Below are 24,776 nucleotides of genomic sequence, written 5' to 3'. Positions count from 1 at the left end.
GCGCCGGAAAAACTGTCTTTCCGATGCTTCCAGGGCGTCTGTGACCTTCCGGTGCTGGAATCTATCGGTCGTCTCGATCAGGGTGCCGGCATTCCGCAGCTCTCGAAGGTCGAAGCCCCTCCATGTTCAAGTCGTTGATCCTCGCCGGCAGCACCGCCGCCCTGCTGGCGGGTGCCGCCCAAGCCGCCGACCTGCCCCGCCGCGCCGCGCCGCCGGTGTTCACGCCGGTTCCGGTCTTCACCTGGTCGGGCTTCTACGCCGGCATCAACGCGGGCTACGCCTTCAGCGACAACCGCGCCATCCGCACCATCGGCAATAACGGTCCGGGTGCCGCTCCGGTGGTCGCCCCCTTCAACACGAGCACGGTCGGCAACGTGCTGGCGAACCGCCGGCCCGGCACGTTCCGCTCCGAGCAGGACGGCTTCACCGCCGGCGGCGGCTTCGGCTTCAACTACCAGTTCACGCCCGGCAGCGGCGTCGTGGTCGGCATCGAGACCGACATCCAGTACACCGATCTCGACCGCAGCCGCAGCTTCCTCAGCACCCTCAACGATCCGTCGACCTTCCGCCAGAGCCTCGACTTCCTCGGCACAGTTCGGGGCCGCATCGGCTACGCCTTCGACCGCGTCCTGGTCTACGGCACCGGCGGTCTCGCCTACGGCAATGTCAGCTACGACGCGCAGTTCTTCGGCAACGCCGCCGCGCGCCCCCTCGCCTATGCGGGCCGCTACAGCGATTTCGAGACCGGCTTCGCCTATGGCGGCGGCATCGAGTTCGCGATCCCGACGGACAATGTCCTGAACTTCTTCAAGGCGAACGCGGTCACGCTCAAGGCCGAGTACCTGCGCTACGATCTCGGCAGCCGCAACGTCCTGGTGAACTTCACCGGCAACGCCGCGGTCAACGGCTCCTACACCTCGCGCTTCACGACCGAGGGCAGCATTGCCCGCGCTGGCATCAACTATAAGTTCGGCAGCTACTGAGCCGTCGAGAATCCGGCCCCGGGCCGGCTTCCTGCCTCGCGGGCCTGCGGCCCGCGGGGCATTTTTTCGGCCTCTCTTCCCCGCAGCCTGCAGTGCGCGGGGCTATCCCGCGACGTCCCATGATCCGCTGGCCGCCTTTGACGGCGGCGCCCGCGCATCCGATAGAAGCCACCGCCGGGCCGCGCGCCGCGGCGGATGAGGACATCGGGATGATCGACACGGTCGGAGCCTTCTGCCCGCACGGGCTCGTCGAGCGCCAGGATCGCGAGACCGGCCCCCTCGTCGGCCTGAGCTTCGGCCTCAAGGACCTGTTCGATCTCGCCGGCACCCCCACGGGGGCGGGCAATCCCGACTGGCTCGCGACCCATCCGGTTCCCGACATGTCGGCGCCCCTGGCCGAGACCCTGCTGGCGGCGGGCGCGCGCCTCGTCGGCAAGACCCAGACCGATGAGATGGCCTGGAGCCTCAACGGCGAGAACGCCCATTACGGCACGCCGCGCAACGTCGCGGCGCCGGGCCGCATTCCGGGCGGCTCGTCCTCCGGCTCCGCCGCCGCCACGGCGGCCGGCCTCGTGGATTTCGCGATCGGGACCGATACCGGCGGCTCGGTGCGGCTGCCGGCCTCCTATTGCGGCCTCTACGGCCTGCGCCCGAGCCACGGCCGCATCCCGCTTCTCGGCGCCGTGCCGCTGGCGCCGAGCTACGACACGGCGGGCTGGTTCGCCCGCGACCCCGAGATGCTCGCCCGGGTCGGCCGCGTGCTGCTGGGCGAGACCCCGCCGCAGCCCCGGCCCCGCCGCCTGCTGATCGCCGGCGACCTGTTCGAGCGGGCCGGCCGCGCCGTGACGGAAGCCCTCCACGGGGCTCTCGAAGGCCTGCGCGCGCGCTTCGCCACGGTGGAGACCATCACTCTGGTGGGGGAGGCGGCGGAGGACTGGCGCAACGCGTTCCGGCTGATCCAGTCGAGCGAGGCCTGGGCGGCCCATGGGGCCTGGGTCACGCGGGTGCAGCCCCGGTTCGGACCGGGCGTGCGCGAGCGCTTCGAGGCCGCGCGCCAGCTCGACGCCGACGCGGTCGCGGCAGCGGTGAGCCTGCGCCGGATTGTTGCGGCGGATCTGCGGGCGCGCCTCGGCGCCGACACGATCCTGGCCCTGCCGAGCGCGCCCGGCATCGCCCCGCGCCTCGCCACGCCGGAGGCGGATCTCGACGAGTTCCGGGCCAGGGCGCTGGAGCTCCTCTGCCCGGCCGGCCATGCCGGCCTGCCGCAGATCTCGCTCCCCCTCGGGCAGCTCGACGGCTGCCCGCTCGGCCTGTCGCTGATCGCCGGGCCCGGACGGGACGAGACCCTTCTGGATCTCGCCCGCGAGACGGCCGGCTGAAGGGCCGGGCCTTTTTCCCCCGGCGCAGCTCAGTTCGGCTCGGTGCCGCCCGGCGGGGCGACCCGCTCGGTGCAGACGATGGGGGGCGCGCCGGCATCGCTCCACGTCACCTCGCGGCCCTTGCCGCGCAGCTCCCGGGTCTCGTCGCCGTAGCGGAAGCCGGATCCGCTGGGCTGCGGGGCCAGGGTGATCGCGGGCCCCGCCGGCGGATGCACGATGGCGGGCCTGCCGGGCTCCGTGTTCAGGAACTCGACCGTCAGGAGCGTGCCGCGCGGGCAGAGGAACACGACGCGGCGGATCGTGGCCTCCTCGGGCTCGGCCGCGCGGGAGAGGGCCTTCTCGGGCTCCTCCCTTCCCTCCGCCCGCGCGGCCGGAGAGCCGGCCGCCCCCGCGGCCGCGAGGGCGGCGAGCCCCATCATCTTGCTGAGCCTCATGATCCCCCGTCGCATCGGGGGCCGCGATCTCCGGCGCATCATCGGCTGAGCCCTCCTGCCCGCGCCGCGCGGGCGATCCTCGATTCTCGCCTGAAGTCTTGCCTGAATCCTCGCCTGAATTCTTGCCGCGCATGACGCCAGCCCGGATGCTCAGTAGCCCTTCCAGAGGCCGGGCGTCGCCAGCTCGATCAGGTGCCCGTCGGGATCGCGAAGGTAGAGGCTGGTCCCGCCGCGGGGCCAGCGCGTCCGGCCCTCGATGGCGATCCCCGCCTGGCCGAGATGGCGCTCCCAATCTCCCAGCGCGCCGGCCTCGATCGCGAAGGCGACATGGGCCGGCCCCCGCCCGTCATGGGGCGGGATGGTGCCGCCCGGGGTCTCGATCGGCTGCAGCGAGCCGCCCTCCGGAAACAGCAGGAGCACGCCCCGCCCGGCCACGTCGTAGCCCCGCATCCGCCTGTCGGCATGGAGGCAGGGCAGGCCGAGGATCCCGCCGAAGAAGGCGTCGGCGCGGTCGAGATCCGCCACGTAGAGGACGGTTTCGAGGACGCCGTTCAGGCGCGGCAGGGCGGCCCCCACCGGCGGGCGCTCCCCCGGCACCGGCGCGGCGCTACCGGGCATCGCAGCCGATGCAGATGTCGCGCACGATCCGCTCGCGCATCCGCCCCGTCGCCTGGCCCGGCAGGCGCCCGGCCGGCACCGATGCCTCCGCCCGCAGGGGAAGCGGCCGGGCCGGGGCCGGCGGCGCGTCGGCCTGGGGCGAAGCGGCGGGGACCGGCGGCCGCGTCAGCGCCATGCCCTGCACCGCGTCCTGTGCCCGCGCGCCGCAGGACCCCGCAAGAAGGCAGGACCCCACAAGTAGGCAGGCCCCCACCGAAAGACAGGACCCCGCCAGAAGCAGGATGCCGAGGAGCGGGGCGCCTGGACCGGTACGGCCCGGCATCGCGACACGCGGCGGCGCGCGCCCGGGCCCGGGCAGCGGGCTCTCAGGCACCGGATGGTGGGGCACCAGGGTTCGTGCGGGCATGCGAACCTCCCTCTGCGCCCCAACGCCGGATCGCCCGGTCGGGTTTCGCCCGGCGGGGCGCGGCATCCCCCTCGGGGGGCCAGGCGATCAGGGGCGGCACGATGCAGGGCGGGGGCCAAGTCCAGAGCCGGACAGGAAGACGGGCGGCGGCGGGCAACCCTGCCCGCCCCGCCCGTGTGGCGCCCCGCCCGGTGTTGAGACGGTGAAAGTGCGGTGCGCATCGCCTCACTAGGCCGGCATGGTTAACGAAACCCTACCGCATTGGCCGGGTCGGCGCAGGCCCTCTCGTCCGCATGCGTCCCCTTTCGTGCAATCCCTTGACCGGCCCGGGACGCGCCCGCCTCAATGGCCTCCGGACAGGGAGGGGACGATGCCGCTGAGACCCTACACTTTCGGCGACCCGCATATCGACAAGGCCACCTCGGAGCATATCCGCTTCCCGATGACGGACGGGCAGCAGGTCATCGCCGGGCGCCTCGGCATCGACGTGCTCCGCGCCCGCTTCGCCGGGACCGATCCCGACCCGGACCCCGATCCCGACCCGATGACCCTGTTCCTGCACCATCGCCGGCCGATCGAGGACGCGGCGAGCGCGAAATTCGACCGCGCCGGCGCGCCAGACAACGTCCTCGACCTCTATGCCGAGGATTTCGACGAGCCCTGAGGCGCAGCCCTCCGGATTCGCGCCATTCGATCGAATGCGAGGCTTTCCCGCAACCCGATCGTCAGACGGCCGTGCTCGGCTGGCCGCCGGGAGGACAGCCATGACCCGCATCGCGCCGATCACCCAGGTGGGCATCCTGCGCGCCACCGACCTGCAGCTCGCCGCACGCAACGAGGCGGCGCGCCGGCACAACACCGAGACGAAGACCGTGTCGGTCGAGATCGCCCGCCCGGTCGATCCCGCGACCCGGGCGCAAGCGGGCAGCGACGTGCTGCGCAGCGTGCCCCTGACCGAGCGCCGCCTTCTCGACATCAAGGTCTGAGGAAAGCCCCGGGACGGGGCGGGTGAAGGGGCCCTCGGTCCGGAACCGGACCGAGCCGGCGTCCCGCCGCACCGGGACAATTTGATGCTTTCCCCGAACACGATCTTCAAAGGGGCCGGTGCAGCATACCTCCTCGGGCCGTCGCGGCCTGGACCGTCGCTTTCTGGAGATCCGCGTGCAGGATCGTCGTGCAGAACAACGCTTTCGCGTCAACGAGATCGGCTCCGTCGCCATCGACGAGCACACCAACATCCCGTGCCTGATCTACGATCAGTCGAGCATCGGGGTGCGGCTGACGATGGTGGACACCTCCGGCGTCCCGGACACCTTCGTGCTGTTCGGGGATCGCTTCCCCGGGGCCCGGATCTGCACCGCCGCCTGGCGCACCTCGGAGGAGATCGGCGCCTTCTTCGATCAGCCGGCCGAGCGGATCGCCCTCACGGCCTGACGCCCCCCCCGCGCCCGCGCCAAGCGAGCGCGACCGCCCGAGGGCGCTCCGGGCCTTGGCCCTCGTCAGGCGATCGCCCTGCCGGGGCTCAGGCGACAGTCTTGCCGGGGCTCAGGCGATCGCCCGGGCGGCGACCGCGACCTTCTGGACCGAGACGTCGACATCGCTCGCGGCCTGCGCGATGCCGTCCATGTTGTTGCGCACGAGCTCGACGCTGTTGGCCGCGTTCTGCATGTTCACCGACATGTCCCGCGTCACCGCGGATTGCTGGGTGACGGCCGAGGAGACGCTGAGCGAGATCTCGCTGAGTTGCCCGATGGTCCGGGCGATCGCCTCGATGGCGTTGACGGCCTGGTTGGTGGAATCCTGGACCGCGCTGATCTGCAGGCCGATCTCCTCGGTCGCCCGGGAGGATTGGTTGGCGAGCGCCTTGACCTCGGCGGCGACGACCGCGAAGCCGCGCCCCGCCTCGCCGGCCCGCGCCGCCTCGATGGTGGCGTTCAGCGCCAGCAGGTTCGTCTGGTCGGCGATCGACCGGATCACCGTGACGACCTCGCCGATCTTCTCGGCGGCCGAGGTGAGGCCCGAGACGATCGCCCCCGCTTCCTCGGCCCGCCGCACCGCCACGTCGGACGCCATCTTCGCCTCCGTCGCGTGGCGGCTCAGCTCCTCGATGGAGGCGGCGAATTCCTCCGCCCCCGCCGCGACCGCCTGGACGTTGCCCGAGGTCAGGGCGGCCGCCTCCGCGGTGACGACGGCCTGGTTGCTGACCTCCGACATGGCGTGCGTGATCGCCCCGAGATCCACGTCGATCATGCGCTGGCCCTCGGCCCGGCGCAGGCGCTCGGTGACCTGCTGCGTCACGTCGCTCGCGAATTTCACGACCGCGCAGGGCTTGCCCTCGCAGTCGAGGACCGGGTTGTAGGCCCCGTAGATCCAGATCTCGCGCCCGTTGCGGCCGACGCGCTTGAACTCGCCGGCCTGGTACTCGCCCCGGGCCAGCGCCTGCCAGAAGGTCGCGTAGGCCGCGCTCTCCCGCTCGGCCTGCGTCACGAACAGGCTGTGATGCCGGCCCCGGATCTCCTCGAGGCTGTAGCCCACGGCGGAGAGGAAGTTGGCGTTGGCATCCGTGATGGTGCCGTCGAGCCCGAAATGGATCACCGCCTGCGAGCGGTTGATCGCCGAGACCTGACCCTCATAGGCCGCGTTGCGCTGGGTCTGCTCGGTGACGTCGGAGGCGATCTTGATCACCTTCACGGGGCGTCCGCGCCGGTCGAGCACCGGGTTGTAGGATCCGGCGATCCAGAGGAACCGACCGTTCTTGGCCAAGCGCTTGAACTCGCCGGCCTGGTACTCGCCCCGGGCCAGCGCCTGCCAGAAGGTCGCGTAGGCCGCGCTCTCCCGCTCGGCCTGCGTCACGAACAGGCTGTGATGACGGCCCCGGATCTCCTCGAGGCTGTAGCCCACGGCGGAGAGGAAATTGGCGTTGGCATCCGTGATGGTGCCGTCGAGCTTGAAATGGATCATCGCCTGCGAGCGGTTGATCGCCGAGAGCTGGGCTTCGTAGCCCGCGTTGCGCTGGGTCTGCTCGGTGACGTCGACGGCGATCGCCACGACCTTCACGGGGCGTCCGCGCCGGTCGAGCACCGGGCTGTAGGAGGCCTGGATCCAGAGCGGCCGGCCATCCTTGGCGAGGCGCCGGAACAGGCCGGACTGGACCTCCCCGCGACGCAGCCCCTCCCAGAACCGCTGGATTGCGGCGCCCTCGCGCTCCTGCGCCGGCAGGAACAGCCCGTGAGGCCGGCCCCGGACCTCATCCAGGCCATACCCGAACAGCGCCAGCGCGGCCTCGTTCAGGTGCAGGACCTGACCGTCGAGGGACAGGTCCATCCGCGCCTGCGAACGGTCGATCGCCTGGATGACGGCGGGAAGATCTGTGAAGAACATGGCTGGACCGGCCTCGACGTCATGGGGGTCTTATGGCTGAGCGCAGCTTTTTCGCACGAAGATCTTAATGAATAACTCAACGTTAAAATTCGTCTTTTAAACCAATTTATTTCACTCAATACAACAACTCTCGAATTTATTGCTGAATATGACACCACCGCAATCTTCAAGAACCATCGATCCCCATGACGCAGGATCGGCGCAGCCCCGGCCTGGGCCCCCTGCCCCTTCGCCCGACCCGGGACCAGCGCGGCCTCGCCGGGAAGCGGCGACCCCGCTGGGAGGCGGCGACAGGATACCGGGCTGTGGGCCGGACCGCCCTCCGGAAGGCGGTTGACCGCCAGCCCCATTTCTCCTATTGCGAGCGCTCCCGAGCGGCAGGCAGCGCGACAGCGCGTCCTTCGCCTCGTCGTCGGGCCCGAATCCGCACGCGTCCGGCGGATTTGTTGGGGGATAGTTTAACGGTAGAACGGTGGACTCTGACTCCTCTAGTCCTGGTTCGAATCCAGGTCCCCCAGCCATTTAAATTCAACAGGTTAGTCATTCCGCACCGCCTGGTTTGGCAATTTTTACAGGCCGGTTTAACACCTCGCGCTTGGTGACCGTTCTGGGTTTCCGCCTCTTCGCGGCGTGGACGACCGCCCAGAACACCTCTTCTCCCCAGTCGGCCATTGCGGTGTTCACCGCCACGCAGACCATCCGGATGTTGTCCGGCGTGTACCCTCTCGACGCGTCGATCCGATCAAGACTGGGCCGGAATGGCTGACGGTATCCGTTGTGATCGACGACCATCCTGAAGGCGATGCCGGTCACCTCACACTTGAGCTTTGATCGATCCAGCGCTGCCGAGATGTCTTCGTAGGAGATCGCGAAGGGGATGCCGCGATCCTGCGCGTGCCGAAACGCCTTCCGGTAGATGACCCTGACATGTCTCTCGAAGCGCTGCTGATTGTCAGGCTCCGTGCTCAGTGCTCGCTCGATGATGGCGGCGGCCTCGGCGACGGGATCTTCCGTGACCAACCTGACCGAGCGCACGCCTTGCGCTCGCAGATGCAAAGGTGGCCGCAGGTAATGGTAGGCGTGCCCTTTGGCGAAAATCGTTTTGACGTAGCTGCCGTAGCTCATTTTTCTCTCGGCCCGTGCAGGTCGGCGAGAACGCGGGCGTTCGAGCGCTTCATGTCGGCCGTCCGGTGATAGGTCGGCGTCGCGTAGGTGGTGCGCTGGCCCAGCACGTCGGCGATCTCCCGATCCGTCTTGCCCAGCTCACGCAGGTCCGTCGCCACGCTGTGCCGTAGCCCGTGCGCCGTCAGCCCCGGCTTCACCGTGCCGGCCTCCTCGAGCTTCGCCCGCAGCTTCCGGAACGAGGCATTCCAGCCGCCATCCGTCCAGGGGCCGCCATCGGTCGACCGGAACAGGTGCGTCGCGTGCGGCAGGCGCTGGTCCAGGATCTCGGCGAGCGGCGCGGGGCAGGGCACCGTCACCTCGACATCCCCCTTGCCCGTGCGGAACGAGATCATGCCGTCGCGGTAGGCGTCGTTCTTCATGTTGCGCACGTCGCCGAGGCGCACGCCGAGGTAGCGCATCAGGGCGAGCGGCGCCTTGAGCTGGATCGGGGCCGCCTCCAGCATTGCCTCGCGCGCGGCCAGCGTCCACGGCCGGTTGCGGTGGCGCTCGCCGGTGGGCTTCCGCACCTTGTTGATCCGCGCGGCCGGGTTCGTCTCCATCAGGCCGAGATCGATCCCGACGCCGAACATGCGCGAGAGGACCTGCACGACGTAGTTCGCGAAGCGGCGCTTGTGCTTGGCGAAGGCCCGGTTGCGCCAGGCCACGACGGTCGGCCGGTCGATCTGCGAGAGGGGCATGTCCTCGGCCTTCTCGAACTCCCGCAGGACGCGCTCGTAATCGCCCTTGGTGACCGGCTTCAGGTTCAGGAACTCGGGCGTGGCCCGGTACTGCTTAATCAGGTGGCCGAGGGTGCCCTTCACCGCCGTCTTCGCCTTGTGGGCACGGTCCAGGCGTTCGACCTCGACCGCGAAGGCGGCCGTGCCGTATTCCGCCTTGATCCGGGTGCCGGTGCTTCGGTGGTAGAAGTAGGTCTTGTCGACTTTCTTGCTGTAGATCTGCTGCACCCCCGCGATCTTCATCCGGACGGTCATCCGAACACCTTCGCAGCCCAGTTTTCAGGCTCGGCGCCCTCCCCAGGGCGGCCGGACAGCGCGTCGATCCAGGCGTTCAGCGCCTCCCGGTCGTAGCGGAGCATGCGCCGGTCCAGGCGCTCCTCGTTCGACAGCGAGATCGGCGTGACGGGGCAGGAGCGCTCGAAGGCGCTCAGCGACATGTCGCAGTACCGGGCGGCCGTGGCCGGCGTCATGAGCCGGGGCCAGACGGTGTGCATTGTCATGATTCAGGCGCCCTCCCCTCCGAACGTCCGCTCAATCGCATCGCCAGCCGCGGCGAGCACGCCCCGGGCATGGGTGCGGGCCTCCTCGCGTGTCAGGTTGACGATGATGGTGGTCAGTGTGCCGTCGCGCGTGATCTCGAACACGATGTCGACCGTGCCGTCGTCGCGGCGGGCCTGCGCGAGAGTCCAACCGTCGTTCTGCGCCTCAGCCACGGCCACCCTCCCCCATAGCGAACAGGTCCGGCTTCTCGGCAGCGGCCTGGACCCGGTAATCGGTCGCGATCGCCTCCATGGTCGCGATTTCGCGCTCGGCGCCGGCCGGCTTCATGGCTCCGCGTGCGACGAGGCCGGCATAGACCCGACGGCGCTGGCGCACTTCGCGCTCGGCGCAGCGGAGCTTGTCGGCGGCGGTGAAGGTCGTCGTCATGCTGCGGCTCCGATGTAGAGCGCGTCGGCGGGGGCGAGCGGGATACCGGCATCCACTCGCAGAGTTGTTGTTTGGCAGCCGAGGAGGCGCCCATGGCAGACGAACCGACCCGCGAGAGCGAACGGCGGAAGGCGGAGAGGGCGGTCTGCGACCGACCCCGCATGATCGTGACGGGGCGGCTGGATCCGAGCCCTCATAGGCTCCGCAAGAGAGCAGATGTCAGCGGCGTAGAGAGCTGAGATCATCGGCTCGCTGGCTCCGACAAGAGCGTTGGAGCGGGCATGCCGCGACTCTGATTTGCGAAGTCTCCGTAAGAATACAGAAACCACTGTCGCTGTTTTCCAAATCAGCCCCGCTTCCAGGCTCGCGCTTTGCAGTTGGTACAAGCGCAGACGGAGCGCGACGATGGAACGACGCAAATCAGCACGCTGGGAGTTGCAACGGATCGGCAAACTGCATCTCGATGGCACATCGTACCCAATCGGATGTCTCGTGCTTAATGTATCCGAGGCTGGTGCGCTGATCGAGGTCGGTTTTAGTGAGGTCATCCCTGACGGGTTTAGGCTCACTGTCGAGGGCGATGTCAGGGATCGTCGATGTAAGGTCACGCGGCGCAAACAGCGAACATTGGCGGTTGCTTTCGCCGCCTGAAGTGAGCCTATTTCTGCTCTCATCGGACGGCTGCGGCACCTTGAAGAACAGGCTCTTGCTGATGGACTGAGCGGCCAGACGATCCACGCGATCGCTACAGATCGGCGATTGCTCGGCAACCGTGAAGTGCCCTGAAGGCAGGCGTGACTGAACTCGATGATCCCTTGCAGGTTGTTCCGCAGCAGGAGACAGCCATGCCCGACAAGACCACTAACACCACCGACCTGGCCGAGAGCACCTACGACGCCGAGCTCGCGAAGAGGGCCGGCAACCAAGTCATTGGAGGCGAGCTGCTGGCGGGCGAGCCGGAAGCCAAAGAGCCAGCTACGAACGAGCCGGTCGCGGTCTCTACTGATGACGCTGACGTTGGACTGACCGACACAGGCGCAGATGCCGCCAATGTCGCCGGCGAACGCAAAACCGACCTCTGATCGGGTCAGGATCGGCGCGGCGAACTGCTTCTTGAAGCTGTAGGTGACCATCAGGCGACCCTCCTCTTCGCCTTGACCGACCCGCGATCGGTCGTTGCCCAACCGATGAACTCGCAGGCCATGATGCTCACTCGGCCGCGACCAGGAGCGGGAGGCCGGCTGGCCACGTGGTGGGAGCACGCATGCTCTCGATCGCCGCGTCGAACCGGGCGAGGCTCTCGGGGCTGAGCCGATAGCCGCGTCCCCAGACGGTCTCGACGTGGATCTGGGTCTGCGCCACCATGAGCTTGCGCCGGACCTTGCAGGCGTAAACGTCGATTACCTTTTGGTCCGGCATGTCCTGATCGAGGACGCCGTACATGGCGACCAGCACCCGCTCCTTGTGAGCGACGTTCGGAGCGACAGCGCGGACGGCGAAGAGAAACTTCGTCTCGCACCCGGTCAGCCGCCACTCGCGCGGCAGCTGCATGACGGGAGCCATCGCCTGCTCCATCTGCCGGAGCGCTTCCTTCAGGGTGTCGCGCTCCTCCATGAGGGCGATGACCTGCGCGCGGGTGAGGTTGTGCGGATCCATCTCAGGCGATCTCCACGCAGCGGAATCGGGAGGGTGCGGGGCGGCAGCAGGCCGCGAGCGGGAGGCGGCGCAGGTCGTAGCCGTCGCCGTCCGAATCGTCGTCGGGTAGGTCTTCGCGGACCTCGTCCGGACCGTCCCAGCAGTCAGGCTCGTCGCAGTGGACCCAGCCGCAGCCCTGGAATTCGTCGGAGGCGCAGCAGACCATGTGACAGGCGAGGCACATCAGGCGGCCTCCCCGTTCAGCCCGTAGTCGCCGGCGTCGCGCGCATCCGCAGCGGCCGCGATCTCGTCCAGCTCGGCCGCGATCTCATCGAGAGCCTTGCGTGGGCGCTCCGGCAGCTCGCTCCTCCACGCGCTCAGCGCGAACGTGCCCTGGTCGGCCGCTGCCCGGGCGTCGGCAAAGAGCGCGTCCCGGCCGCGGCGTGGAGCATCGGTCGGCGCCTGTGCGGGAGCGAAGCGCTCGCCCCGAGCCCAGGCCGCCAGCGCAGCGCCGTGCTCCTCGCCGATGCGGTCGCCGTGGCGGAAGATGTCCTGGTGGGCGCCCTCCATCTTGTAGGAGCGCGCGTCCGACAGATCGACATAGCCCTTCCGCTCGGTCTCCAGCCGGAACGAGACGGTGACCTCGTAGGGGAATTGCGAGTTGCAGACCGACTTGAAGATCTTGGTCGGCTTCTCGCCGGCCTCACCCGGCTTCACGCTCTCCTCGCCCCGGATCGAGAAGATGATCGGGATGCGGCGCTGCAGGAGCGAGTAGACCATCGCCTTGTGGGCGGTCTTCGGCTTGATCCAGGAGGCCATCTTCATGCGCTCCTGCTTGCGGAAGTCGTCGCCAGCCATCCGCTGCAGCTCGGCCGCCTGCCAGTCGAGCACGCCGCCGAGCCCGACCCACTCCATCGAGAAGCTGTCGATCACCAGGGCGTCGTAGTCGGCCTTCTCGGCGGCCAGCGCGGCCTCGGCGAAGCGCTCGGGCCGGAACGGCGGATCCATGACATTCGCGTCGAAGCGGAACGCCTCCTTCAGGTGGAGCGTCCGGCCGCCCTCGGTGTCGAGAACCGCGACCTTGCCCTCAGGGCCGGCGATGCCGCGCGCGAGGCGCATCGCGGAAAACGTCTTGCCGCTGTTCGTCCCTCCGGTGAGGGAGACGAACAGGCCGGCGCGCTCGGTAAAGCTCGTCGCTGGTGCGAAGGTGAAGCTCACGCCGCATTCTCCCAGTCGAGAGGACGGTGCGGGCTCTGGCCGATGTCGTAGCCGACTCCGGCGAGGGCCGGGTCCAGCTCCTCGCGCTCGGCCCAGCGCTTGGCCGCCCATTCCGGGTACTCGGCGCGGATGATGCGGGCCGGATAGCTCGGCCAGACCCCGGAGGCGCGCGCGGCGTTCCAGCGGTGGATCGCGGCCGAGACCTTCCGGGCGCCGACATGCATCGTCGCGCCGTCAGCCTCCGCGACGCAGAGCGGGTGCGGGAAGTCGTTCTCGACGAAGATCCAGCGGAACGTGATGCGGCCGGCGAGCTGCGGCATCAGCGTCTCGAGCGCGCGGACGTAGAGGGCGCTCTGCACCTCCATGCCCATGCTCTCGATGCGGCGGCCGAGGCCCTGGGGCGCGGCGGACTGGTCGCCGGTCTTCACGTCCCAGATGATCGCGTGGTGCGAGCCGAGCTCGACCTTGTCCATCATAATCCGGAGCCAGGTGCCGGACCGGTCGCGCGCGATTGCCACCACCTCGGCCGGCGCTGACGCGAACGCGCCGCAGCCCTCGATCTCGCCCAGGCGTTCGGCGACCTGGTCGGCCATGGCCTCGGCCTTCGCGCTGTCAGGCCGCAAGATCGGGCAGTGGCCAGCGGCGTAGGCCGCGGCGCGCTCGGCCTTGGCGGCGGCCGTGCGGTAATCGTCGGCGTCGATCACCACCAGGTCGGAGCCCTGCCCCAGGATGAGCTTGTGGGCCGCGGTGCCGATCTCGCGCGGGCGGGTCGCATCGGCCTCGTCGGCGCCGGGTTGCGCGCCTAGGCGCGGGTGCGCGGCGTGGGCGTGCTCCTCGCTGTGCGAGACCAGGAGCTTCGCGATCGACGACGACAGGCTCGGCTCAGGGCTCGGATCAGCATGGTAGAGCGCGGCCGGCATCCGGTAGAGGCCTGGGCCCCGCACGCGCCCCTCGGTGTGCTCGATGATCTTCATGGCGGTCACTCCGCGGCCTGGGGTGGGTTGAGGCGGTCGTCGTTCCGCCGGCTCTCGGCCTTCACGGCCGCGAGGTGATGCGGGTCGAAGCGGTCGGCGATCGCCGGCTCGGGGATGGCGCAGCGCGTGTTCAGCGCCGCGGCGATCTCCTCGGCGAGCAGCATGCGGTAGGCGGCGCTCGGGCCCGGGAGCGCCATCGCGACGGGCGCACCCGTCTCGTCGACAATGACGGGCTCCCAGGCCGAGCGGACCGCGAAGGGGCCGCGGAACCCAGCGAGCGAGAGCTTGGTGGCGGTGGTGTTCTGGGCAGCCACAGCCGCCTCCATGTCGAGAGGAAGGATGGCCCGCACCTCGAGGACGAGGGCCTCGGAGTAGGCCGCGAGGATCACGAGTGCGGCCCGAGCGCGTTGCCCACGGCGTTGCCGAGGGCCCAGAGGATGCCGAGGAAGGTCGGCCCGGCGGTGCTGAAGAGAGCGGCGAGCTGAGGGTCGGTCATGACCGCGCCTCCAGCCCGAGCTGGGCGAAGCTCAGCCGATGTTCGGCGTGCGCGTCCTCGGCGTCGTCCTCGACGAACTGGGGCACCGGCACGTCGTAGCGCTCGAAGGCCTCAGCCAGGCCGCCGGGCAGCTCGTCGTTCTCGGCCTCGAGGTGGGCGGCGAGCGCGTGGAGCACGTCGCGGGTCACGTCGGTGACGTGCTGGGTCAGCATGTCGAGCGCGTAGACCGCCTCAAGCGTGTCCCGGTGACCGAAGCCGACGAGCTGGTCGACGACGGCAGCCCGCGTCTCGCCGATCGGATGCTGATCGAGCCAGGATCTGCCGTCCCGGGCGCTCCTGTAGCGGATGAGGTGTGTGACGTTCGATGTGTGGGGGGCTGACACTTGGGCGGCTCCACCGCGAGAGGCGATGGAATTAAGGTAGATGCGGGAGATTGCCCGCGTCAATGGATTATGAGGGAGATTGCCCTTATTTTCATGGGCGGCGCGCGGCTGCACGGCCTAAAAAAACGCGGGCATTCGCACTGTTGCCCATGCAATTCACAATTCAGCCCCTCGGAAATTCGTTAGCGCAGTGAACTAATTGGCGCCGATGCTGAGGCGTCTTTCCACAGCTCAAGCGGCAGATTATGAGCGCCATTGACTCCCGGTACGAAAGAGAACGGAATAGGAACATAGGTGAAGGGAGAACACCCGTGTCGCTGCTGTTCCCGACTAAGACGCATTCCGGTTCCGAGTCGCTGCCCCTGCTTCAGGAGCGCGCCTTCAATGTTCGGCTACGGTGCAACACGTGCGACCGCGAGCGCTCGCAAATCATCTGCCTTGCTGATGAGCCTAACGACCCGGCGACAATCCACGATTTTTGGTCGTCCGGCGCCACAGCTGAGATTGATCCAGATTGTATCTACTGCGGAGAGACTAGCGCAACGATCCTGGGCGTTGCTTATCAGCGTCAACCAGGCGATGAACCTGCCCGATCTATCGTATGAGCTGGTTATCGAAGACGTAGCGGACGAGCGCAAGAATCTCGACCTTGCGCCCGTCGTTCGGCTCAAGATTGCGAGGCACGACAATCGGTTCGTGCCTCGGATTAGAAGACATCGGCACAAACTCAGCTTGGTCTGGCATCAAGCGGATCGCTTTAACTGAGCGTTCGCGTAGCTGCCCATCATTGATTGTTTGCTGAACGACCACGAGCTGCCCATCGCGCGGCTCGATACCAAGATCCTCCCAAGCCGCGCAGATGATGAAATCGCCCTCCCGGATGGGACGCGGCTTTGCTTCATTCATCGAGTCTCCCTCGACTCGATAAGCGATCTGACGGGCAAAGGGATACTCAGGATCGCGCGGCGCCGAAATGACCTCGCCCAAGTCGTCATCGAAGCTCGGGGCCGCTAGGAAGGCGCCGGCCCTTACCGCGCTGTCCACCCTTGCCAAGGTGAATTGGCGATTCGCGTTGATAAGGCCGCTTCCCCCCGGGCGTAGGGTCTTCGGGCCAGCTTCAAATGCGAGCCACGCCGCCGTCGTATTCAAGCCCCTCGCAAGCTTCTCAATCGTTTCCATCGTCGGGGAGTCATTCGGCCGGCGCATCAGATCGCGAATTGCATCGGGGCCGAGACCACCATCCAGAGACGCGGCACGCATCGATTTGCTCAGGTCTTTAAGGCGCTCCTGGATGCGCTCGCGGAGATCAGTGGCCATGCGCGGGAAGATACCCGCATCGTTTTTGCACAGAGAGCGGGAAGTACCCCTTGACTGATGAGGGAGATTGCCCGCACCTTCGGCGCCATGTTGACCGCCGACCATCTCCTGACCGTCGTTGACGCTTTCCGCAGTGTACGCGGGGTCTCTGACTCTCGTGTGTCCACGCTGTTGTTCAATGACGGCAAGCGCATTCGGCTTCTCCGCGAAGGCGGGGACATCGGCTCGCGCTTCCTCGCGGCGGCCTTCCAATGGCTTTCGGATCATTGGCCCGAAGGCGCCGCTTGGCCGGAGGGGATTGCGCGGCCTGAACCTAGCACCGAGCAGCGTTTAGATGAGCCGGCGGCCGGCAGTGAGGCGGCGTTTTCCGACGAGGTGCAGCCGTCAGTTGCCTGCCGAAAGCCGCATGGGCTGAAGACCTCGGCTACTGAAGGCCAATCTCGATGATTTCGTCGAGCCGCGCCTTTGCCTCCTGCCGAACCGTGCGCTCGTGGCCTGGAGCCACGTTGAACGTTGCGCGGTCCATTGCCTGCCTGCCGACCGTGCGCCACCGGGCCGCGAGCTGCGCCGGTTCCCTCCCCTCGGCTCGTGTGAGCGCCGCGATCCGCCGGAGCGCCATCAACAGCACCTGCTGCTGGGCAGCTTGCTCGGCGATGATGTCGTCGAAGTCCTCGGGCCGCAGTGGTGCCGGCTCGGGCGCGGCGCGCGTCTTCGCGCAGTGCTGCACGTCGAGGATGTCTCGGCTCTGGGCTCGCATCGGCGCCTCCGCTCACGTGCGTACGAGCGTGGGGGCGGCTCTCCGCTCCGGACTTAACATTCGATGGCTTCAGGCCGGCGCTCTCGCAATGGTGCGGTGCCGTGCGGTCGGGAGCGCCTGACATGGCCGCGCTCGCAATCCTGTTCGCCGCGCTGTCGGTGCTGAACCTCGCGGCTGCCGGGCTGAACGGCTCGGTGCGCGCGTTGGTGATCGGGCTGGCGGATGCGGTGGCTGGGCTCGCCTGCTTCATTGTCGGGGCGCTGCCATGAGCGCCCTCACCCTTTCGCGCTCCGGCGCGTCCGATCTCGACCAGGGGCCGTTCGGCATGACGCTGACCGGGATAGTCCCTGCGCGGAACCCGTTGCTGGGCACGGGCCGAGAAAGCCTCAGCGTCAATTCGCGGTTCGCCGCGTCCGAAGCCCCATGGGGCACTTCCTCCCTTGAGACTTGCCGGAGCCTTCGGGCTCCGGCCCCTTTCGGGGCGAGCACGCACCATGGCTTGCCAGATCTGCACGAAGCTCGCGTGAGCTATCCCGCTCAGCCCGCCGGCGACAGCGGCATCTCGCTGAAGTCTACGATCGCGTGCGCGGCGCGGATCGCGGTCAACGTGCGCTCTGTTGCGCCGGCCTCGATCGCCTCGCGCTCCAAGTCGATGAGCGCGGCAGCAAGATCGGCTCGCGCCTTCGTTCCGCGTGAGCGCTGCTCGCTTTCGAGCAATGCAACAAGCCTCGTCATCAACGGGCAGCCGGGTTGTTCGGCAGAGAAGTCCATAACACACTCTTACGCTACTCGACCCCACAGTACCGCCGAATGCGGCATCAGCAAAACGCTGCGCAATACTGGCGCTTTGCACGGGTCACCAGCTCTGCGTAAGGGTGTCGTCGAGCCAGACCATCAGACCGCGCGCATCGAGCTGCTGCGGGTGGTCGGTGGAATCCTTCGCTCGCTGCTGCTTGCGAGCGTGAGCGGCGGCAGCGCGCCTGAGGCGCGTCTGCCAGCCCAGCATCTTCTTCGTCTTCCGCGTGCGGCCCTTGCAGGGGCTGCCCGCGTGTTCCTGCGCGATCGTCTCAGCTTCCCGGCCGTCGATCGCGCCCGTGTTCTGCGTACCCGCTTCCTCTGTGATGCGAGGCGCTGACATGTCGTTCGCCCCGTCCATCGGTCCTGACCTCTTCTCCAACGAGCCTCGCTCGATGTCTCGAACATCGGGCAAAGCAATGGGAAAGTCGCACCGGATTGTCGCCCAGCAGGGCGACGCCGAACGTACAGTTGTCCAAGAACGGACGAACGCATTTCTACGCCGGGTCTACCCGACGAAGACTGCGGAGAACGTGGCTGCCGACACCGGCATCTCACCCAACACCATCGCGAAGTGGCTGGATCGCGGCTCGGCGCCGACGTCCTGGGCGTTCCTGCGCCTGCTCAGCGCCTACGGGCCCGAGCTCGCCTGCGCGGTGATGACCGATCCTCCGGCGTGGCTCGACCGGGCCGCGCGCGAGGAGGAGCGGCGCCGCCTCGAGGCGCAGATCGCTGCGCTCCAGGCCCGGCTCGATGGAGGCGAACGGTGAGATCCGGAGGCCTCCTCGCCATCGCCCGCTCGGGCCTGTCCGCCCTGCTTCGCCTGCTGGCGCGCCTGCCGCTGTGGCTCGGTGAGCTGCTGTCGGTCGCGGCGGACATCGCCGATCCGGACATGCCGGAAACCATCCTGCGCCCGCGCGAATGGCTGCCCCGCCTCTGGGCACGCCACCCCGAGCGCGATCCCGCCGACCGTCAATACTGAGGAGAGAGCAATGGAAAGCGCGAACTCTGGTCGCGATGCCGTACAGCAGGAGCCAAACGTTCCTGGGCAGACGGAGTATCAGGGTCTGCCCGTCGCCGGCTACCGTCCGCAGACGGGCGACAAGGTCGGGATCGTCAACGCCAACAAGCAGGCAGAGGAGCGGACCCTCCGCATCCTCGACGAGCTCGCCCAGCGCGACGACGTCGACAAGCGGTGGCTCGCGGTCGGCCGCACCGCAATCGAGAACGGCTTCATGGCGGTGAACCGCTCGGTTTTCCAGCCGGGTCGCGTGACGCTGCCGGAAGACGCGACCACCGCCGCGAACGCAGGCCAGTACCTCGACGCGCCGCCCCGCGTGCCGCGCACCGACGGCGGCCTACCGCCCGGCCGCCCTCACCCCTGACCCCGCAACGAAGACGCCCGGCGCCTGCGGGGAAGCAGTGGCGCCGGGCGTGAAGTCTGGTCTCTCGGTTTCAGAGGACACCATGGAAGCCACAGGTCTGTTCGCCTTTCAAGACGACGTACGCTCCTGCGCTGATGCGGACGAGCAGATCCTGGTAGCTCCTGCGGCGCTGACCGATCCGGACCGCGTCGTGCTCGGCGTCGATCCTGGAGCCTCGGGCGCCCTCGCCTTCTACCGGCCGGGGCGGCCGCGCGAGATCCTGGTGTTCGACGCGCCTCTCGCCGACGGTCAGATCGACGGCGCCGAGCTCGGCCGGCTGATCCGCGACCACGGCGCGACGGAGGCAATCGTCGAGCGGGTCTCCGCGATGCCAAAGCAGGGCGTCTCGTCGACCTTCAAATTCGGCATGGCATACGGGGCCGTGCTCGGCGCGCTCGGCGCGCTGCATATCCCTTACCGGCTCGAGACGCCGGCGCGGTGGAAAAAGCACTTCCGGCTCTCTTCCGACAAGGAGCAGTCCCGCGCGCTTGCCATCCGCACGTGGCCGGCCTCGCGCGACTTCGCCCGCAAGAAGGACGACGGCCGCGCCGAGGCTGCGCTGCTCGCCCTCTACGGCTGCGAGGTGGTGCGGTGACGCGCATCTCCTCCGACCTGCCTGACGGCGTTCAGCGCCTGCTCGTCTGGTGCTCGCTCGGCTGCGCCCTGGTGCGGGACGGCCGCGGCTGGCGCCTCGACGTGCCCGGCGGCCTGCCGATCGCGCGACGCCCCTTCCCGAAGCCGATCCAGGACCGCACCGCGCAGGCCGCGATCCAGCGAGGCGCGCGCGTGTTCAAGCCGGCCGACCTGTTCGGCGCCGATGATCTCGCGAGGGCTGCATGATGGTGCGCATCCACATCGGTGATGTGCGCGAGCAGCTGCGCGCCATGCCCGACGCCTTCTTCGACTGCGTCGTGACCTCGCCGCCCTACTGGGGTCTGCGCGATTACGGCGTGGCCGGCCAGATCGGCCTCGAGCCAACGCTGGGCGAGCACCTAGCCGTGATGGTCGACGTGTTCCGCGAGGTCCGCCGGGTCATGAAGCCCCACGCGACCCTCTGGTTGAACTACGGCGACTGCTACGCCGCGACCCCGAACGGGAAGTCGGCCGCCGCCTACAAGGCCGACGGCAGCGACGATCGGACCTTCCGCGACAAGCCCTTCTCGACGGTCGGGCCGGTGTTCGACCCGGCCTACGCGAAGACACTGCGCGTCGGGACCAGCAACAACCGGGGCAACGGCTCCAGCGATCATGGCGGCCGCATCGTAGCCGGCGGCTACCTGAAGCCGAAGGACCTCTGCATGATCCCGAACCGGCTGGCGATCTCCCTGCAGGACGATGGCTGGTGGGTCCGCTCGGAGATCATCTGGCACAAGCCGAACCCGATGCCGGAGAGCGTCTACGACCGGCCGACGTCCGCGCACGAGAAGGTCTGGCTGCTCACGAAGAGCGAGGACTACTTCTACAATCACGAAGCGATCCGGGAGCCGGTGACAGGCGGCGCGCACGTCCGCGCTGCAGTGCGCGGCACCGACACCGGCGTGGGCTGGGGCCGCCTCGACAAGCTCGATCCTGATCAGCCGGACCGCGGGCGCAACCGCATCAAGCGCCCGGGGCCGAACAGCCGGCAGAACATCGACCGGGTGCCGCTCTCGCGAAAGCTCGCCCAGCCGGGCAGCGGCACGAAGAACAACGCGAGCATGGACGCCGCGCTTGCCGATCTCAGCCTGTCGCCGCTCGCGACCCGCAACGCCCGCAACGTCTGGACGATCGCGCCGCGCGCCTACCGAGAGGCCCACTTCGCCACCTTCCCGCCGGCGCTGGCCGAGCGTTGCATCAAGGCCGGAGTCCCGGTGCAGGCCTGCGGGCTCTGCGGACGGGCCATGCCCCAATCGTCCTGCCACGGACTGTGCAGCCTCACGCCGCCGGTTCCTGGCCGCGTCCTCGACCCGTTCGGCGGCGCCGGCACGGTTGGGCTCGTCGCCGCGCAGATGGGGCTCGACGCGTCGCTGATCGAACTGAACCCGGAATACGCGGCGATGTCCGCGCGCCGGATTGGCCCGGCGGCCGAGATCGTCGGTTCGCCTGCCCCCGTCCTCATGGCTGCGGAGTAGGGCCATGCTCGATCCCTACAAGATCCTCGTCCGCGATCAGCTCTACGAGGATGCCTGCGCGCTCAGCAGCGATGCTGTTCGGGCAGCCGGCGCCGCCGATGCGCTCGACGCGATGAAGAGCGCCAACGCGGCGGGCCGGCGCGCCGAGGCGCGGCGCCTGCGCAGGGCCGGCGACACCGCGGCGTTCCTGGCCGGCCTCGACGACGCCATCCTCGACGCTCTGTGCGACGGCTCCATCCAGAAGATGCTCTTCGACGCTCGCAATGCGGAGCGCCGTCGGCAGCAGCTGCGTGTCGTGGCAGGTGGCCGATGAGTTGGTCCCCGCAACAGGACGCGGCGCTCTGCGCCATCCGAGACTGGCATCGCGATTCCGACGACCAGGTGTTCTACCTCGGCGGCTACGCTGGCACCGGCAAGACGACGATCGCGAAGGAGGCGGCGTCGAGCGTGAGCCAGCACGCGCTCTTCGCCGCCTTCACCGGCAAGGCCGCCCTGGTGCTCCAGTCGAAGGGCTGCACCAGCGCCTCGACGATCCACTCGCTCATCTACAAGGCCTACGAGCACGAGGTCCTGGACGAGGCCACGGGCGAAGTCCTGCGCGTCGAGTGGCGCTACGGCCTCGACCCGTTCTCGGCGGTGACCACGGCCGATCTCGTCGTCATCGACGAATGCTCGATGGTCGGCGATCGGCTCGGCGAGGACCTGCTGTCGTTCGGGACGAAGGTCCTGGTGCTCGGCGATCCCGCGCAGCTGCCGCCGGTGCGGGGCGAGGGCTTTTTCACCCGGGTCGCGCCCGACTTCATGCTGACCGAGATCCACCGGCAGGCGGCCGACAATCCGATCATCCGCATGTCGATGGACGTGCGCGAAGGGCGGCGCCTCGGCCGCGGCGCCTACGGGGACAGCCGCGTCATCGATGTCGGCGGACTCGGGCAGCGGATGGTGACGGGAGCCGACCAGGTCCTCGTCGGACGGAATCAGACCCGGCGAACCGTGAACGCGAAGATCCGCCGGCTCCAAGGGCGGGACGCGGCCCGGCCCGAGCCCGGCGACCGCCTCGTCTGCCTGAAGAACAACAAGGACAAGGCGCTGCTCAACGGCGGTCTCTGGTCGGTGCGCGAGATCGAGGAGGCCGAGGGCGACTTCTTCGCGCTCAAAGTCGAATCCTGCGACGTGCGCGGCCTCAGCGCCAGCGTGCGGGTGCACCGCCTCTACTTCGACGGGCGGGCCGAGGACGTGCCCTACCCCATCGCGAAGATCAGCGACGCCTTCACCTACGGCTACGCGCTCACGGTCCACAAGGCGCAGGGCTCGCAGTGGGACGACGTGCTCCTCATCGATGAGAGCAGCACCTTCCGGCAAGATCGGGCCCGGCACCTCTATACTGGCCTGACCCGGGCGGCCGAGCGCGTCACGGTGGTGCTGTCATGAGCGCGCGGCGTCACCTCGACCCGGAGACTGCCTTCTGGCGCGGGCGCCCGCTGCGCGACGGCGACTTCGATTGGCTACGGCGACAGGGCGTGCCTGGTCCGGTCGTGAACTGGAGCCGTGGCAACTTCGAGCCGCTGCTACGCGCCGCCGTTGTGTTCCGGCGCGGCCGGCGCTTCGATTTCGCCCGCGATCTGCGTGGCGACGAGATCGAGCCGGTGGCCGCCTACACGCTCCTTGCTCGAGATCTCGATGGCACGCCGCTCGATGTCGTCGCGTGGCACCCGCGCAGCGAGCGCGTGGCCGTCTGGTCCGGCCAGACCGGACTTCTCGGTCTCGACCATCCGACGGCGGCAACTGCCGACGACCCGCTGGTGGTCTTTCCTGACCTGCCCGCCTGGCTCGCCGGTGAGCGCCGCGGCGTGGTGGTGATCGATGAGCGGCTTGCTCGCCCTGTCCTCCTCGATGCTGGGACCGTGCAGGCGGCTGGGATCGAGCATGGGGAGGCACTGGAAGCCATGCTGCGCGAGGTGCGCCTGCCGCGCATCGTCGTCCCAGCCTTCGAGAGCGAGAGGGCCGCAGCATGACGTCGGTGGTCGAACTGAAGAAGGCCCAGAAGGGCGCCAAGCGCACCCAGGTTGACCTCGACGCCGGCGGCTACAGCCACGAGCTGATGAACGGCGAGTTCGCGTTCGTCCTGATCGGCTCGAAGGCCGTGGTGATCCGCGAAAACGTCGATGCACCGATCGAGCAGCGTGTCCGCTTCCTCACCCTCGACGCGTTCCGGCAGTGGTCGCTCAACCGCTTCACCGAGATGCGCGACCAAGCCTCGGGCGAGGTGAAGACGGTCACCTGGGCCAAGCGCTGGCTCGGCAGCCTCAACCGGCGCCAGTACGACGGCGTCGAGTTTCATCCGGACGCCAACCCGGATCCCGAAGAGGCCGGCGGCACACCCGGCTACTTCAACCTCTGGCGCGGCTGGTCCACTCGTCCGAAGCGCGGCGGCACCTACGCCGTGTTCCGGGACCACCTGCTCAACAACGTCTGCGGCGGCGACCAGGATCTGTACCGCTGGGTCTTCGCCTTCTTCGCGCACCTGTTCCAGCGCCCGCGCGAGCGCCTCGGCGCCGCCGTCGTGATCCGCGGCGGGCAGGGCTCGGGCAAGACCAAGGTCGGCGAGGTGTTCGGGTCTCTGATCCCGGCCCACTACTTCCTCGTCGACAGCGCCCGCTATCTCACCGGTAACTTCAACGCCCACATGGCCTCCTGCCTCCTGCTGCAGGCGGACGAGGCGGTCTGGGCCGGCGACAAGCAGGCGGAGGGGCGGTTGAAGGGCCTGATCACCTCGGCCGAGCAGATGGTCGAATCGAAGGGCATCGATCCGATCCGGCTGCGGAACTACGTGCGGGTCGTCATGACCTCGAACGAGGATTGGGTCGTGCCGGCCGGCAAGGATGAGCGCCGGTTCTGCGTGCTCGACATCAACCCGCGCTGCGCCCAGAACTCGATCTACTTCGCCGAGCTCGACCAGCAGCTCGACGAGGGCGGCCGGGAGGCGCTGCTCGCGGATCTCCTTGCCTTCGACCTGTCGAGCGTGGATCTCCGGCACATCCCGCGCACCGCGGCGCTCCTGGAGCAGAAGATCCACTCGCTCGATCCCGTCGACTCCTGGTGGCTCGACCGGCTCATGGCCGGGTCGCCGACGCGCAAGTTCGACGAGTGGCGCGAGGAAGTTTGGACCGACCTGGTGCGAGACGACTTCTATTCGTCCGCCGAGCGCGGGGGCGTCCGACGACGAAGTGCCGAGACAGTGCTTGGCGCGCGGCTGAAGAAGCTCGTGCCGCTGCTCCAGAAGCAGAAACGCTACATCGAGACGCCGGACGGGACCCGGAGGGTGTGGTGTTACTTGCTGCCGCCATTGAAGGACTGCCGGGCCTCTTTCGAGAAGGCTGTCGGGCAGGCCGTCAATTGGGACGATCCGGACGACGAGCCGGAGCCCATCCTGCCCCATCTCGAGGAGTAGTGCCCTACCTGCCCTACCTCAGTTTCAAGGTAGGGCGGTCATAAGTCATTGAGAACAAAGGCCGTGCCCTACCTGCCCAACCTGCCCTACCTTTCGCGCGCGTATGGAAAATCCGGCGCACCTGAAAAAATACATGACCTTCAAAAAAGGTAGGGCAGGTAGGGCAGGTAAGGCAGAGCCAACGAA

38 protein-coding genes, 1 tRNA gene and 1 pseudogene are annotated in these 24,776 nt (G+C 68.4%); 19 read left to right on the top strand and 21 right to left on the bottom strand.

What is annotated here, in order from left to right; all coding sequences use genetic code 11:
* The first annotated feature begins 122 nt into the window (after positions 1-122).
* Entirely contained in the window at positions 123-983 is an 861-nt protein-coding gene (locus F6X53_RS11260) for an outer membrane protein (RefSeq protein ID WP_151000107.1), read from the top strand.
* A gap of 209 nt (positions 984-1,192) precedes the next feature.
* Positions 1,193-2,362, top strand: a complete 1,170-nt coding sequence (locus tag F6X53_RS11255; protein WP_238297146.1) for an amidase — start codon at positions 1,193-1,195, stop codon at positions 2,360-2,362.
* 29 nt (positions 2,363-2,391) lie between these two features.
* On the opposite strand, the gene F6X53_RS11250 is transcribed toward F6X53_RS11255, so the two are convergent.
* The 3 genes from F6X53_RS11250 to F6X53_RS11240 form a co-directional block, all read right to left on the bottom strand.
* On the bottom strand, positions 2,392-2,796 hold the full coding sequence (locus F6X53_RS11250; RefSeq protein ID WP_238297148.1) for an MliC family protein: 405 nt from the start codon (positions 2,794-2,796) through the stop codon (positions 2,392-2,394).
* Between the two features lie 150 nt (positions 2,797-2,946).
* On the bottom strand, positions 2,947-3,360 hold the full coding sequence (locus F6X53_RS11245; RefSeq protein ID WP_151000182.1) for a VOC family protein: 414 nt from the start codon (positions 3,358-3,360) through the stop codon (positions 2,947-2,949).
* 43 nt (positions 3,361-3,403) lie between these two features.
* Positions 3,404-3,820, bottom strand: coding sequence for a hypothetical protein (locus F6X53_RS11240; protein ID WP_151000106.1), 417 nt, complete (start codon positions 3,818-3,820; stop codon positions 3,404-3,406).
* A gap of 370 nt (positions 3,821-4,190) precedes the next feature.
* On the opposite strand from F6X53_RS11240, the gene F6X53_RS11235 reads away from it, so the two are divergent.
* The 3 genes from F6X53_RS11235 (at position 4,191) to F6X53_RS11225 (ending at position 5,254) form a co-directional block, all read left to right on the top strand.
* Entirely contained in the window at positions 4,191-4,484 is a 294-nt protein-coding gene (locus F6X53_RS11235; RefSeq protein ID WP_151000105.1) for a DUF1488 family protein, read from the top strand.
* A gap of 100 nt (positions 4,485-4,584) precedes the next feature.
* Positions 4,585-4,806, top strand: a complete 222-nt coding sequence (locus tag F6X53_RS11230; RefSeq protein ID WP_151000104.1) for a hypothetical protein — start codon at positions 4,585-4,587, stop codon at positions 4,804-4,806.
* A 175-nt stretch (positions 4,807-4,981) separates the two neighbouring features.
* Positions 4,982-5,254, top strand: coding sequence for a PilZ domain-containing protein (locus tag F6X53_RS11225; protein ID WP_151000103.1), 273 nt, complete (start codon positions 4,982-4,984; stop codon positions 5,252-5,254).
* Between the two features lie 111 nt (positions 5,255-5,365).
* On the opposite strand, the gene F6X53_RS11220 is transcribed toward F6X53_RS11225, so the two are convergent.
* Both F6X53_RS11220 and F6X53_RS34220 read right to left on the bottom strand, forming a co-directional pair.
* Positions 5,366-6,799, bottom strand: a complete 1,434-nt coding sequence (locus F6X53_RS11220; protein ID WP_483403760.1) for a methyl-accepting chemotaxis protein — start codon at positions 6,797-6,799, stop codon at positions 5,366-5,368.
* A gap of 42 nt (positions 6,800-6,841) precedes the next feature.
* Positions 6,842-7,144 (bottom strand): annotated as a pseudogene (locus F6X53_RS34220) (PAS domain-containing protein); the annotation flags it as partial.
* A gap of 504 nt (positions 7,145-7,648) precedes the next feature.
* On the opposite strand from F6X53_RS34220, the gene F6X53_RS11215 reads away from it, so the two are divergent.
* Positions 7,649-7,722 (top strand) — tRNA-Gln (locus F6X53_RS11215).
* A 19-nt stretch (positions 7,723-7,741) separates the two neighbouring features.
* Here the strand turns inward: F6X53_RS11215 and F6X53_RS11210 are convergent.
* From F6X53_RS11210 to F6X53_RS11185, 6 genes are all read right to left on the bottom strand, one after another.
* Entirely contained in the window at positions 7,742-8,326 is a 585-nt protein-coding gene (locus F6X53_RS11210; RefSeq protein WP_151000102.1) for a hypothetical protein, read from the bottom strand.
* Positions 8,323-9,357, bottom strand: a complete 1,035-nt coding sequence (locus tag F6X53_RS11205; protein WP_151000101.1) for a tyrosine-type recombinase/integrase — start codon at positions 9,355-9,357, stop codon at positions 8,323-8,325. The genes F6X53_RS11210 and F6X53_RS11205 overlap by 4 nt, the downstream gene beginning before the upstream one ends.
* The gene (locus F6X53_RS11200; protein ID WP_151000100.1) at positions 9,354-9,602 is read right to left on the bottom strand and encodes a hypothetical protein; all 249 of its coding nucleotides are present in this window, start codon (positions 9,600-9,602) and stop codon (positions 9,354-9,356) included. The genes F6X53_RS11205 and F6X53_RS11200 overlap by 4 nt, the downstream gene beginning before the upstream one ends.
* 3 nt (positions 9,603-9,605) lie before the next feature.
* Positions 9,606-9,815: a hypothetical protein gene (locus F6X53_RS11195; protein ID WP_151000099.1), complete on the bottom strand. Its 210-nt coding sequence runs from the start codon at positions 9,813-9,815 to the stop codon at positions 9,606-9,608.
* Positions 9,808-10,029 carry a hypothetical protein gene (locus tag F6X53_RS11190; protein WP_151000098.1) on the bottom strand — a complete coding sequence of 74 codons (222 nt, stop codon included), beginning with the start codon at positions 10,027-10,029 and terminating at the stop codon, positions 9,808-9,810. The genes F6X53_RS11195 and F6X53_RS11190 overlap by 8 nt, the downstream gene beginning before the upstream one ends.
* Positions 10,030-10,449: 420 nt before the next feature.
* Positions 10,450-10,767 (bottom strand): hypothetical protein, encoded by a 318-nt coding sequence (locus F6X53_RS11185; RefSeq protein ID WP_151000097.1) that lies wholly within the window; start codon positions 10,765-10,767, stop codon positions 10,450-10,452.
* Between the two features lie 56 nt (positions 10,768-10,823).
* Here F6X53_RS11185 and F6X53_RS11180 point away from each other — a divergent pair, with 56 nt between their 5' ends.
* Positions 10,824-11,111 carry a hypothetical protein gene (locus F6X53_RS11180; protein ID WP_151000096.1) on the top strand — a complete coding sequence of 96 codons (288 nt, stop codon included), beginning with the start codon at positions 10,824-10,826 and terminating at the stop codon, positions 11,109-11,111.
* Positions 11,112-11,238: 127 nt separating this feature from the next.
* On the opposite strand, the gene F6X53_RS11175 is transcribed toward F6X53_RS11180, so the two are convergent.
* The 7 genes from F6X53_RS11175 to F6X53_RS11145 form a co-directional block, all read right to left on the bottom strand.
* On the bottom strand, positions 11,239-11,685 hold the full coding sequence (locus F6X53_RS11175) for a helix-turn-helix domain-containing protein (RefSeq protein ID WP_151000095.1): 447 nt from the start codon (positions 11,683-11,685) through the stop codon (positions 11,239-11,241).
* A gap of 1 nt (position 11,686) precedes the next feature.
* Positions 11,687-11,908, bottom strand: coding sequence for a hypothetical protein (locus F6X53_RS11170; protein ID WP_151000094.1), 222 nt, complete (start codon positions 11,906-11,908; stop codon positions 11,687-11,689).
* Positions 11,908-12,882: a DEAD/DEAH box helicase family protein gene (locus F6X53_RS11165; RefSeq protein ID WP_151000093.1), complete on the bottom strand. Its 975-nt coding sequence runs from the start codon at positions 12,880-12,882 to the stop codon at positions 11,908-11,910. Before F6X53_RS11165 ends, F6X53_RS11170 begins: the two co-directional genes overlap by 1 nt.
* The gene (locus tag F6X53_RS11160) at positions 12,879-13,856 is read right to left on the bottom strand and encodes a PD-(D/E)XK nuclease family protein (RefSeq protein WP_151000092.1); all 978 of its coding nucleotides are present in this window, start codon (positions 13,854-13,856) and stop codon (positions 12,879-12,881) included. The genes F6X53_RS11165 and F6X53_RS11160 overlap by 4 nt, the downstream gene beginning before the upstream one ends.
* Before the next feature lie 5 nt (positions 13,857-13,861).
* On the bottom strand, positions 13,862-14,245 hold the full coding sequence (locus F6X53_RS11155; RefSeq protein ID WP_151000091.1) for a hypothetical protein: 384 nt from the start codon (positions 14,243-14,245) through the stop codon (positions 13,862-13,864).
* 103 nt (positions 14,246-14,348) lie between these two features.
* Positions 14,349-14,735: a hypothetical protein gene (locus F6X53_RS11150; RefSeq protein WP_151000090.1), complete on the bottom strand. Its 387-nt coding sequence runs from the start codon at positions 14,733-14,735 to the stop codon at positions 14,349-14,351.
* Positions 14,736-15,329: 594 nt separating this feature from the next.
* On the bottom strand, positions 15,330-16,052 hold the full coding sequence (locus F6X53_RS11145; RefSeq protein ID WP_191970801.1) for a LexA family protein: 723 nt from the start codon (positions 16,050-16,052) through the stop codon (positions 15,330-15,332).
* Positions 16,053-16,109: 57 nt separating this feature from the next.
* Here F6X53_RS11145 and F6X53_RS32345 point away from each other — a divergent pair, with 57 nt between their 5' ends.
* Positions 16,110-16,499 (top strand): hypothetical protein, encoded by a 390-nt coding sequence (locus F6X53_RS32345; RefSeq protein WP_191970800.1) that lies wholly within the window; start codon positions 16,110-16,112, stop codon positions 16,497-16,499.
* On the opposite strand, the gene F6X53_RS11140 is transcribed toward F6X53_RS32345, so the two are convergent.
* Positions 16,477-16,809: a hypothetical protein gene (locus F6X53_RS11140; protein WP_151000088.1), complete on the bottom strand. Its 333-nt coding sequence runs from the start codon at positions 16,807-16,809 to the stop codon at positions 16,477-16,479. The genes F6X53_RS32345 and F6X53_RS11140 overlap by 23 nt on opposite strands.
* 122 nt (positions 16,810-16,931) lie before the next feature.
* Between F6X53_RS11140 and F6X53_RS32340 the strand changes: the two genes are divergently transcribed.
* A complete protein-coding gene (locus F6X53_RS32340; RefSeq protein WP_191970799.1) occupies positions 16,932-17,078 on the top strand; it encodes a hypothetical protein in 147 nt (48 codons plus the stop codon).
* Between the two features lie 268 nt (positions 17,079-17,346).
* On the opposite strand, the gene F6X53_RS11135 is transcribed toward F6X53_RS32340, so the two are convergent.
* Both F6X53_RS11135 and F6X53_RS11130 read right to left on the bottom strand, forming a co-directional pair.
* A complete protein-coding gene (locus tag F6X53_RS11135; RefSeq protein ID WP_151000087.1) occupies positions 17,347-17,580 on the bottom strand; it encodes a hypothetical protein in 234 nt (77 codons plus the stop codon).
* Between the two features lie 85 nt (positions 17,581-17,665).
* On the bottom strand, positions 17,666-17,965 hold the full coding sequence (locus tag F6X53_RS11130; RefSeq protein WP_151000086.1) for a hypothetical protein: 300 nt from the start codon (positions 17,963-17,965) through the stop codon (positions 17,666-17,668).
* 172 nt (positions 17,966-18,137) lie between these two features.
* Here F6X53_RS11130 and F6X53_RS11125 point away from each other — a divergent pair, with 172 nt between their 5' ends.
* From F6X53_RS11125 to F6X53_RS11080, 10 genes are read left to right on the top strand one after another with little or no spacing between them, the layout of a single operon-like run.
* Positions 18,138-18,374 (top strand): hypothetical protein, encoded by a 237-nt coding sequence (locus F6X53_RS11125; RefSeq protein WP_151000085.1) that lies wholly within the window; start codon positions 18,138-18,140, stop codon positions 18,372-18,374.
* Positions 18,371-18,586 (top strand): hypothetical protein, encoded by a 216-nt coding sequence (locus F6X53_RS11120; protein WP_151000084.1) that lies wholly within the window; start codon positions 18,371-18,373, stop codon positions 18,584-18,586. Before F6X53_RS11125 ends, F6X53_RS11120 begins: the two co-directional genes overlap by 4 nt.
* A gap of 10 nt (positions 18,587-18,596) precedes the next feature.
* Complete coding sequence (locus F6X53_RS32335) at positions 18,597-18,989, top strand: Acb2/Tad1 domain-containing protein (RefSeq protein ID WP_191970798.1); 393 nt, start codon at positions 18,597-18,599, stop codon at positions 18,987-18,989.
* A 37-nt stretch (positions 18,990-19,026) separates the two neighbouring features.
* Positions 19,027-19,623 (top strand): RuvC family protein, encoded by a 597-nt coding sequence (locus F6X53_RS11110; protein ID WP_191970797.1) that lies wholly within the window; start codon positions 19,027-19,029, stop codon positions 19,621-19,623.
* The gene (locus tag F6X53_RS11105; protein WP_151000083.1) at positions 19,620-19,868 is read left to right on the top strand and encodes a hypothetical protein; all 249 of its coding nucleotides are present in this window, start codon (positions 19,620-19,622) and stop codon (positions 19,866-19,868) included. Before F6X53_RS11110 ends, F6X53_RS11105 begins: the two co-directional genes overlap by 4 nt.
* The gene (locus tag F6X53_RS11100; protein ID WP_151000082.1) at positions 19,865-21,139 is read left to right on the top strand and encodes a DNA-methyltransferase; all 1,275 of its coding nucleotides are present in this window, start codon (positions 19,865-19,867) and stop codon (positions 21,137-21,139) included. The genes F6X53_RS11105 and F6X53_RS11100 overlap by 4 nt, the downstream gene beginning before the upstream one ends.
* A 4-nt stretch (positions 21,140-21,143) precedes the next feature.
* Complete coding sequence (locus F6X53_RS11095) at positions 21,144-21,452, top strand: hypothetical protein (RefSeq protein ID WP_151000081.1); 309 nt, start codon at positions 21,144-21,146, stop codon at positions 21,450-21,452.
* A complete protein-coding gene (locus F6X53_RS11090; RefSeq protein WP_151000080.1) occupies positions 21,449-22,570 on the top strand; it encodes an ATP-dependent DNA helicase in 1,122 nt (373 codons plus the stop codon). The genes F6X53_RS11095 and F6X53_RS11090 overlap by 4 nt, the downstream gene beginning before the upstream one ends.
* On the top strand, positions 22,567-23,154 hold the full coding sequence (locus F6X53_RS11085; RefSeq protein ID WP_151000079.1) for a hypothetical protein: 588 nt from the start codon (positions 22,567-22,569) through the stop codon (positions 23,152-23,154). Before F6X53_RS11090 ends, F6X53_RS11085 begins: the two co-directional genes overlap by 4 nt.
* Positions 23,151-24,590, top strand: coding sequence for a primase-helicase family protein (locus F6X53_RS11080; RefSeq protein ID WP_151000078.1), 1,440 nt, complete (start codon positions 23,151-23,153; stop codon positions 24,588-24,590). Before F6X53_RS11085 ends, F6X53_RS11080 begins: the two co-directional genes overlap by 4 nt.
* The last annotated feature ends 186 nt before the right edge of the window (positions 24,591-24,776 follow it).

This window comes from Methylobacterium soli (assembly GCF_008806385.1).
Taxonomy (GTDB): domain Bacteria; phylum Pseudomonadota; class Alphaproteobacteria; order Rhizobiales; family Beijerinckiaceae; genus Methylobacterium; species Methylobacterium soli.
Note: the sequence above shows the minus strand (reverse complement) of the source record. Positions and strands in the feature narration are given on the sequence as shown.

Excerpts from the sequence above, each read along its gene's own strand:
- F6X53_RS11260 (WP_151000107.1), top strand. The coding sequence starts at position 123 with ATGTTCAAGTCGTTGATCCTCGCCGGCAGCACCGCCGCCCTGCTGGCG.
- F6X53_RS11255 (WP_238297146.1), top strand. The coding sequence starts at position 1,193 with ATGATCGACACGGTCGGAGCCTTCTGCCCGCACGGGCTCGTCGAGCGC.
- F6X53_RS11250 (WP_238297148.1), bottom strand. The coding sequence starts at position 2,796 with ATGAGGCTCAGCAAGATGATGGGGCTCGCCGCCCTCGCGGCCGCGGGG.
- F6X53_RS11240 (WP_151000106.1), bottom strand. The coding sequence starts at position 3,820 with ATGCCCGCACGAACCCTGGTGCCCCACCATCCGGTGCCTGAGAGCCCG.
- F6X53_RS11235 (WP_151000105.1), top strand. The coding sequence starts at position 4,191 with ATGCCGCTGAGACCCTACACTTTCGGCGACCCGCATATCGACAAGGCC.
- F6X53_RS11230 (WP_151000104.1), top strand. The coding sequence starts at position 4,585 with ATGACCCGCATCGCGCCGATCACCCAGGTGGGCATCCTGCGCGCCACC.
- F6X53_RS11210 (WP_151000102.1), bottom strand. The coding sequence starts at position 8,326 with ATGAGCTACGGCAGCTACGTCAAAACGATTTTCGCCAAAGGGCACGCC.
- F6X53_RS11205 (WP_151000101.1), bottom strand. The coding sequence starts at position 9,357 with ATGACCGTCCGGATGAAGATCGCGGGGGTGCAGCAGATCTACAGCAAG.
- F6X53_RS11200 (WP_151000100.1), bottom strand. The coding sequence starts at position 9,602 with ATGACAATGCACACCGTCTGGCCCCGGCTCATGACGCCGGCCACGGCC.
- F6X53_RS11190 (WP_151000098.1), bottom strand. The coding sequence starts at position 10,029 with ATGACGACGACCTTCACCGCCGCCGACAAGCTCCGCTGCGCCGAGCGC.
- F6X53_RS11175 (WP_151000095.1), bottom strand. The coding sequence starts at position 11,685 with ATGGATCCGCACAACCTCACCCGCGCGCAGGTCATCGCCCTCATGGAG.
- F6X53_RS11170 (WP_151000094.1), bottom strand. The coding sequence starts at position 11,908 with ATGTGCCTCGCCTGTCACATGGTCTGCTGCGCCTCCGACGAATTCCAG.
- F6X53_RS11160 (WP_151000092.1), bottom strand. The coding sequence starts at position 13,856 with ATGAAGATCATCGAGCACACCGAGGGGCGCGTGCGGGGCCCAGGCCTC.
- F6X53_RS11145 (WP_191970801.1), bottom strand. The coding sequence starts at position 16,052 with ATGGCCACTGATCTCCGCGAGCGCATCCAGGAGCGCCTTAAAGACCTG.
- F6X53_RS32345 (WP_191970800.1), top strand. The coding sequence starts at position 16,110 with ATGAGGGAGATTGCCCGCACCTTCGGCGCCATGTTGACCGCCGACCAT.
- F6X53_RS11140 (WP_151000088.1), bottom strand. The coding sequence starts at position 16,809 with ATGCGAGCCCAGAGCCGAGACATCCTCGACGTGCAGCACTGCGCGAAG.
- F6X53_RS32340 (WP_191970799.1), top strand. The coding sequence starts at position 16,932 with ATGGCCGCGCTCGCAATCCTGTTCGCCGCGCTGTCGGTGCTGAACCTC.
- F6X53_RS11135 (WP_151000087.1), bottom strand. The coding sequence starts at position 17,580 with ATGGACTTCTCTGCCGAACAACCCGGCTGCCCGTTGATGACGAGGCTT.
- F6X53_RS11130 (WP_151000086.1), bottom strand. The coding sequence starts at position 17,965 with ATGGACGGGGCGAACGACATGTCAGCGCCTCGCATCACAGAGGAAGCG.
- F6X53_RS32335 (WP_191970798.1), top strand. The coding sequence starts at position 18,597 with ATGGAAAGCGCGAACTCTGGTCGCGATGCCGTACAGCAGGAGCCAAAC.
- F6X53_RS11100 (WP_151000082.1), top strand. The coding sequence starts at position 19,865 with ATGATGGTGCGCATCCACATCGGTGATGTGCGCGAGCAGCTGCGCGCC.
- F6X53_RS11095 (WP_151000081.1), top strand. The coding sequence starts at position 21,144 with ATGCTCGATCCCTACAAGATCCTCGTCCGCGATCAGCTCTACGAGGAT.
- F6X53_RS11090 (WP_151000080.1), top strand. The coding sequence starts at position 21,449 with ATGAGTTGGTCCCCGCAACAGGACGCGGCGCTCTGCGCCATCCGAGAC.
- F6X53_RS11085 (WP_151000079.1), top strand. The coding sequence starts at position 22,567 with ATGAGCGCGCGGCGTCACCTCGACCCGGAGACTGCCTTCTGGCGCGGG.
- F6X53_RS11080 (WP_151000078.1), top strand. The coding sequence starts at position 23,151 with ATGACGTCGGTGGTCGAACTGAAGAAGGCCCAGAAGGGCGCCAAGCGC.